6 protein-coding genes are annotated in these 6,039 nt (G+C 57.8%); 2 read left to right on the forward strand and 4 right to left on the reverse strand.

All coding sequences use genetic code 11. The features are described 5' to 3' along the window. Nucleotides 1-115 precede the first annotated feature (115 nt). The gene (purU, locus tag EKA13_RS25455; protein ID WP_065761852.1) at nt 116-967 is read right to left on the reverse strand and encodes a formyltetrahydrofolate deformylase; all 852 of its coding nucleotides are present in this window, start codon (nt 965-967) and stop codon (nt 116-118) included. A gap of 301 nt (nt 968-1,268) precedes the next feature. On the opposite strand from purU, the gene mvaT reads away from it, so the two are divergent. Further along, the gene (gene mvaT, locus EKA13_RS25460; RefSeq protein ID WP_065761853.1) at nt 1,269-1,646 is read left to right on the forward strand and encodes a histone-like nucleoid-structuring protein MvaT; all 378 of its coding nucleotides are present in this window, start codon (nt 1,269-1,271) and stop codon (nt 1,644-1,646) included. 71 nt (nt 1,647-1,717) lie between these two features. On the opposite strand, the gene sbcB is transcribed toward mvaT, so the two are convergent. From sbcB to EKA13_RS25475, 3 genes are all read right to left on the reverse strand, one after another. Next, a complete protein-coding gene (gene sbcB / locus EKA13_RS25465; protein ID WP_065761854.1) occupies nt 1,718-3,148 on the reverse strand; it encodes an exodeoxyribonuclease I in 1,431 nt (476 codons plus the stop codon). Nucleotides 3,149-3,184: 36 nt separating this feature from the next. Then, entirely contained in the window at nt 3,185-3,544 is a 360-nt protein-coding gene (locus tag EKA13_RS25470; RefSeq protein ID WP_065761855.1) for a PilZ domain-containing protein, read from the reverse strand. A gap of 127 nt (nt 3,545-3,671) precedes the next feature. After that, the gene (locus EKA13_RS25475) at nt 3,672-4,058 is read right to left on the reverse strand and encodes a tetratricopeptide repeat protein (RefSeq protein ID WP_065761856.1); all 387 of its coding nucleotides are present in this window, start codon (nt 4,056-4,058) and stop codon (nt 3,672-3,674) included. Nucleotides 4,059-4,241: 183 nt separating this feature from the next. Between EKA13_RS25475 and pyk the strand changes: the two genes are divergently transcribed. Further along, nucleotides 4,242-5,693 carry a pyruvate kinase gene (pyk, locus tag EKA13_RS25480; RefSeq protein WP_065761857.1) on the forward strand — a complete coding sequence of 484 codons (1,452 nt, stop codon included), beginning with the start codon at nt 4,242-4,244 and terminating at the stop codon, nt 5,691-5,693. The last annotated feature ends 346 nt before the right edge of the window (nt 5,694-6,039 follow it).

Here is a 6,039-nt window from a genome sequence, read left to right on the forward strand (position 1 = left end):
CAGCGACGCCCGTCGCTGCCTGCCCTCCCCCCGCACACCCAACCGACCACACCTGCAGTCGCTGGCGCGAAGCGCGGACGGATGGCTCATACCGAAATCGCGCGAAACCGCCGAATCAGTTGAACACCACGGTTTTGTTGCCGTGCACCAGTACGCGATCTTCCAGGTGATAACGCAGGCCACGGGCCAGCACCATCTTCTCGACATCCCGGCCGAAACGAACCATGTCTTCAATGGTGTCGCTATGGCTGACGCGCACCACATCCTGTTCAATGATCGGGCCGGCATCCAGCTCTTCAGTGACATAGTGGCAGGTTGCACCGATCAGCTTCACGCCGCGCACTGCCGCCTGGTGGTAGGGCTTGGCGCCAACGAACGACGGCAGGAAACTGTGGTGAATATTGATCACCTTCTGCGCATATTCCTGACACAGCTGTGGTGGCAGGATTTGCATGTAGCGCGCCAGCACGACCACATCGGCGGCATGCTCTTTGACCAGGCGCGAAACCTCGGCAAATGCAGGCTGCTTGTCTTGAGGGTCGACAGGGACATGGAAGAACGGGATGCCGTGCCACTCAACCATGCTGCGCAGGTCGTTGTGGTTGGAAATCACGCACGGAATCTCGCAATCCAGTTCATTGCTGTGAAAACGGTGAAGCAGGTCGGCCAGGCAATGGGACTCGCGACTGGCCATCAACACCACACGCTTCTTCTGGTCGGTATCGGTGATCCGCCAAACCATGGAGAACTCTTCTGCGATAGGCGCGAAGGCCTCGCGAAAAGCCTCGATACCAAACGGCAGGGTTTCAGCGCGAATTTCGTGACGCATGAAGAACCAGCCGCTCAATTCATCGGAATGGTGGCTCGCTTCGTTGATCCAGCCGTTGTAGGACGCCAGGAAATTACTGACTTTGGCGACGATGCCGACGCGGTCGGGGCACGCAATCACCAGCCGATAGGTGCGCATGAAAATGGACTCCAGAACTTCGCAAAGGTGCTCATTCTAACGATTGCCCAGCAAAACTGCAGTAATGATTGCAACTGCCGGGTCGGCTGATGGACGGTGGCCGCAAGGTCTTCGACCACTGGCGCTACGCCAGCTGCGACAAAAAGTTACTTGTTCCAAGACACTTTAAGTTTGTAAATTTCTACCTGACAGATTCCAGACATTAAAATGCGTTCATGTGATTTTCGAGTTTAATGTTTACTTGACGAAAACCTCTGACTATTATTGCGGCACTGTTTCCCTTTCCACCAAGGATTACCCCATGTCCCTGATCAACGAATACCGCGCTACAGAAGAAGCCATCAAAGAACTGCAGGCCCGTCTGAAAAACCTGTCGGAAGACGACAAACTACAGAAAGAGCTGGAGTTCGAAGGCAAATTGCGCGAGCTGATGGGCGAGTATCAAAAATCGCTGCGCGACATCATTGCCCTGCTGGACCCAGAAGCCAAACTGAACAAAGCACCACGTGGCGCGGTGAAAACCACCGGTACCAAGCGCGCGCGCAAGGTCAAACAATACAAGAACCCACATAACGGCGAAGTCATCGAAACCAAAGGTGGCAACCACAAGACACTGAAAGAGTGGAAAGCCAAGTGGGGCGGCGACGTGGTTGAAGGCTGGGCAACGCTGCTCGGTTAATCACGACCGGCATATACTGATGCCTGTAATAAAAACGCCAGCATGCTGGCGTTTTTTATGTTCGCAATATTTTACATCTGTAAACGCACCTTCAGCGCCTGAACATATTCACGCCACGTACCGAGCAATCCACGCTGCTGCTCCGTTGCCTGAGCCCAACACCCCTCCAGCGCCTGTTCGAAGGCGGGCAGCGTGTTGGGCGCGCCCATGGCCTCGTCCGTCAAACGCTGTCGACAGAACTCGACCCAACGTTGATGCTCTTCAGCACTCAAGGTCTCAGGAAAGTTTCGGGCACGATAACGGAACAACAGCTCCGGTAAGCGTTCGTCATCAAACATCCACTGCCCGCTCACCAATTGTTGTGGATCAACACTGCGCACCTGCTCGCACAAGCGACGATCACGCTCGCCTAAAAAACCCTCGTACAGTTGCTGTTCGGGGTCTTCACAGGACGAAAATTCCTCGGAGGCATAAACCGTTTTCAACTTATCTTGAACAATCGCCTGATGACCTAGCAGCTCAGCAGCCCTGTCGTGATACAGCTGCATATCCAGCGCCAAGCGCTGCTGATCTTCATTGCGCAATACCGACAACGGTGCAATCACCGGGCAACGATTTATGTGAATCAACTTCAAGGGTACCGGTAGCTGCCCCTCGGCTAACGCCTCACGGCGCGTGTATAAATGCTGGCGTATTACCTCGGCCTCTTCCTCCAGCAACGGCTGGGGATCCAGGTGCAGGTCACAGACAATCAGTGCATTGCGATTACGTGGGTGCCACGCTAAAGGCAACACCACACCCATATAATTACGCGCGGCGGAAAAGCGACCGGAGATATGTACAACGGGCTGCATCAATCGAATATGGTCGAGTACTTTCTGCTTGCTACGCAGTTGAAACAGCCAGTCGTATAGCTTCGGTTGTTTTTGTCTGATCAACCTTGCCATCGCAATAGTGGCACGCACGTCGGACAACGCTTCATGCGCCTGGCCGTGATCGATACCATTGGCGGCAGTCAGCAGTTCGAGCTTCAGGCTGATGCGTCCGTCCTGCTCAGGCCAATTGATGCCATCCGGACGCAAAGCGCAGGCGGCCCGTACCGTGTCGATCAGGTCCCAACGGCTATTGCCACCTTGCCACTCTCGGGCATAGGGGTCGAAAAAGTTACGGTAAAGGCTGTAACGCGTGACCTCGTCGTCAAAACGCAAGGTGTTGTAACCCGCACCACAGGTACCCGGGCGCGCCAGCTCGGCATGAATGCGCGTCATGAATTCAGCTTCGCCAAGGCCATGATCGGCCAAGTGCTGCGGCGTAATGCCAGTGATCAAGCACGCCGCTGGGTGCGGCAAAATATCGTCACTGGGTCGACAGTAGAGATTGACCGGCGCCTCGATCTCGTTGAGCTCAAGGTCAGTGCGCACACCGGCAACCTGCAACGGGCGATCGCTACGGGGGTTGATGCCGGTGGTTTCGTAGTCGTGCCAGAAGATGCTGGAGCTCACGGGAATTCCCTGATCAGAAAATCCCCCGAGTCTACCTCAAGCCGAAGCGCTCAATGGGTAGAAGCTGAAGTAGTTGCGCAGGGCAAGCACCAGGTGATCATACTCACGAGGAGGGTGCAGCAGCATGAAGCCAGAGTCGTAATGCCCTGGCGTCTGGTCCTCATGGCACCAGAGGCAACTGGCCGTCAGATTGATCAGGTGCTGGGCACCGTCAATGCCGGGCAAACGGATCTGCAACTCGAAATCCGGTCCCACCAGCAGAGGCAGCTGGCTGATCAGCATCAGGCCGTCTTCCGACACATTACCCAAGTAACCAATAGGCTGATCGGTAAGGCGGTTGAAGACTTTGAGGAAATAAGGGAGCTGGTGTCGCTCGATATGGCGCTCGGTAAACATGGTTCGAACCACTGTCGGAAACCCTTGAGCAGGGTCGCGCTAGTACTGCCGATGGGGAGGCGCTTGCCTATGACAAGACTAGCGCAACATACCCCATACGTCACAATCGAACCCTAGTACTTTCGCACTAGCGCCAGGAGGTAACCGCTGCCGGGCGGGTAATCGCCTCCTCACCTGCGCGGTAGTGGCCAAGGCGTTCCAGCGTCTGCAGACGCGCCCGGGCACGGAACGCATACTCATTCTGTGGGTAACGCTGGATGATGTACTGGTAAGTCTGCACCGCGTCCGGGTAGAGCTTCTGGCGCTCCAGGCATTGCCCCCGCAGCATCGCGACTTCCGGCTGTACGAACGGCCGGGCTCTGCTGGTACGGTCGACCTGGGACAGCTCGAGCATCACCCGCTCGCAGTTACCCCGATCATAGGCACGGTAGGCATTATTCAAATGGTGGTCCATCGACCAGCGGGTACAGCCGACGACACTGGTCGCCAAGGCTAAGACTATCAAGGCTCGCATGGGGGATTCTCCTGTGATGTGCAGTGTATCGGCTTTTGGCCGCAAATCTGAAGACGAGCCACCCGACACACGTCCTACGGTTCAAACGACCTGCACTCCGCCTGCAAGGTAGTACACAGGAACAATGACTACAGGCTTTTTCAGGAGTAGCCTTTCGCAGCGCTTCACTAAAGGAGTCTGTGCATGACCATCCGCCGTACCAAAATTGTCGCCACCCTCGGCCCCGCCAGTAATTCACCGGAAGTTATCGAGCAACTGATCCTCGCCGGTCTGGATGTCGCGCGCCTGAACTTCTCTCATGGCAGCCCCGCAGAGCACAAGGCTCGCGCCCAGCTGATCCGTGAAATCGCCGCCCGCCTCGGCCGCCATGTGGCCCTGCTCGGCGACCTGCAAGGCCCTAAAATTCGTATCGCCAAGTTCGCCAACAAGCGGATCGAACTCAAGGTCGGCGATCGCTTCACCTTCTCCACGGCTCACCCACTGACCGAGGGCAACCAGGACATCGTCGGTATCGACTACCCGGACCTGGTCAAGGACTGTGGCGTCGGCGATGAACTGCTGCTCGACGACGGCCGCGTGGTCATGCGTGTCGAAACCGCTACCGAGGATGCGCTGCACTGTTCCGTGCTGATCGGTGGCCCACTGTCTGACCACAAGGGCATCAACCGCAGAGGCGGTGGCCTGACCGCCCCGGCCCTGACCGAGAAAGACAAAGCCGACATCAAGTTGGCTGCCGAGATGGACCTGGACTACCTGGCCGTGTCCTTCCCGCGTGACGCCAGCGATATGCAGTATGCCCGTCGCCTGCGTGACGAAGCTGGCGGCAAGGCCTGGCTGGTGGCAAAAATCGAACGCGCCGAGGCCGTTGCCGACGATGAAACCCTCGACGGTCTGATCGCCGCCAGTGACGCGGTCATGGTGGCACGGGGTGACCTGGGCGTGGAAATCGGCGACGCCGAACTGATCGCGATCCAGAAGAAGATCATTCAGCACGCCCGCCGCAACAACAAGGCCGTGATCGTCGCCACCCAGATGATGGAGTCGATGATCCAGAACCCGATGCCGACCCGTGCCGAAGTGTCCGACGTCGCCAACGCCGTACTGGACAACACTGACGCAGTGATGCTTTCGGCAGAAAGTGCTGCCGGTGCCTATCCGGTCGAAGCCGTCCAGGCCATGGCGCGCATCTGCCTGGGCGCGGAAAAACACCCGACCAGCCAGAAGTCCAGCCACCGCCTGCACACCCGCTTTGAGCGCTGCGACGAAAGCATCGCCCTGGCGGCCATGTACACGGCCAACCACTTCCCGGGTGTCAAGGCGATCATCGCCCTCACCGAAAGTGGCTACACCCCACTGATCATGTCGCGCCTGCGCTCCTCGGTGCCGATCTTTGCCTTCTCGCCACACCGTGCCACCCAGGCTCGTGCCTCGATGTTCCGTGGCGTGTACCCGGTCGCGTTCGACCCAGCAGCCCTGCCAGCGGACAAAGTCAGCCAGGCCGCGGTTGACGAGTTGATCCAGCGTGGCGTGGTTGAGCAAGGCGACTGGGTCATCCTGACCAAGGGTGACAGCTACCACACCATCGGTGGCACCAATGGCATGAAGATCCTGCACGTCGGCGACCCGATCGTCTAAGGTCGAGCCAGCCCCTCAAAAGCCCTGCAGTGCACACTGCGGGGCTTTTTTGTTTTTGCGCTCCACACGCCCTTCTGCACCTGCGCCACGCTGCCCGCACCAACACTTTCGGAATCGCCCTACATCAATCCCAAAGCATCTTTGCTAGCGTTCGGCGCTTTGCGGTCAGTGCCCCACTGACAAGCACTGCCCCTCAACAACAAGGAGCGCATGGAATGAGCGCCGAAAAGAAAGCCCTTGTCTGCCAGTTGGCCGAAGCCGACCGTGCGGCCAGGGCTCATCCCCATGTCGACATCAACAGCCCGGTCGAGCTTTGCCAAGCCTCGCAGCCCGAGATCTTCGTCGT

Origin of the sequence: Pseudomonas defluvii (genome assembly GCF_001695625.1) — a bacterium.
Lineage (GTDB): Bacteria > Pseudomonadota > Gammaproteobacteria > Pseudomonadales > Pseudomonadaceae > Aquipseudomonas > Aquipseudomonas defluvii.

Bases quoted from the DNA above. Each gene is read 5' to 3' on its own strand.
- pyk (WP_065761857.1), top strand. From the start codon at position 4,242: ATGACCATCCGCCGTACCAAAATTGTCGCCACCCTCGGCCCCGCCAGT.
- EKA13_RS25475 (WP_065761856.1), bottom strand. From the start codon at position 4,058: ATGCGAGCCTTGATAGTCTTAGCCTTGGCGACCAGTGTCGTCGGCTGT.
- mvaT (WP_065761853.1), top strand. From the start codon at position 1,269: ATGTCCCTGATCAACGAATACCGCGCTACAGAAGAAGCCATCAAAGAA.
- purU (WP_065761852.1), bottom strand. From the start codon at position 967: ATGCGCACCTATCGGCTGGTGATTGCGTGCCCCGACCGCGTCGGCATC.
- EKA13_RS25470 (WP_065761855.1), bottom strand. From the start codon at position 3,544: ATGTTTACCGAGCGCCATATCGAGCGACACCAGCTCCCTTATTTCCTC.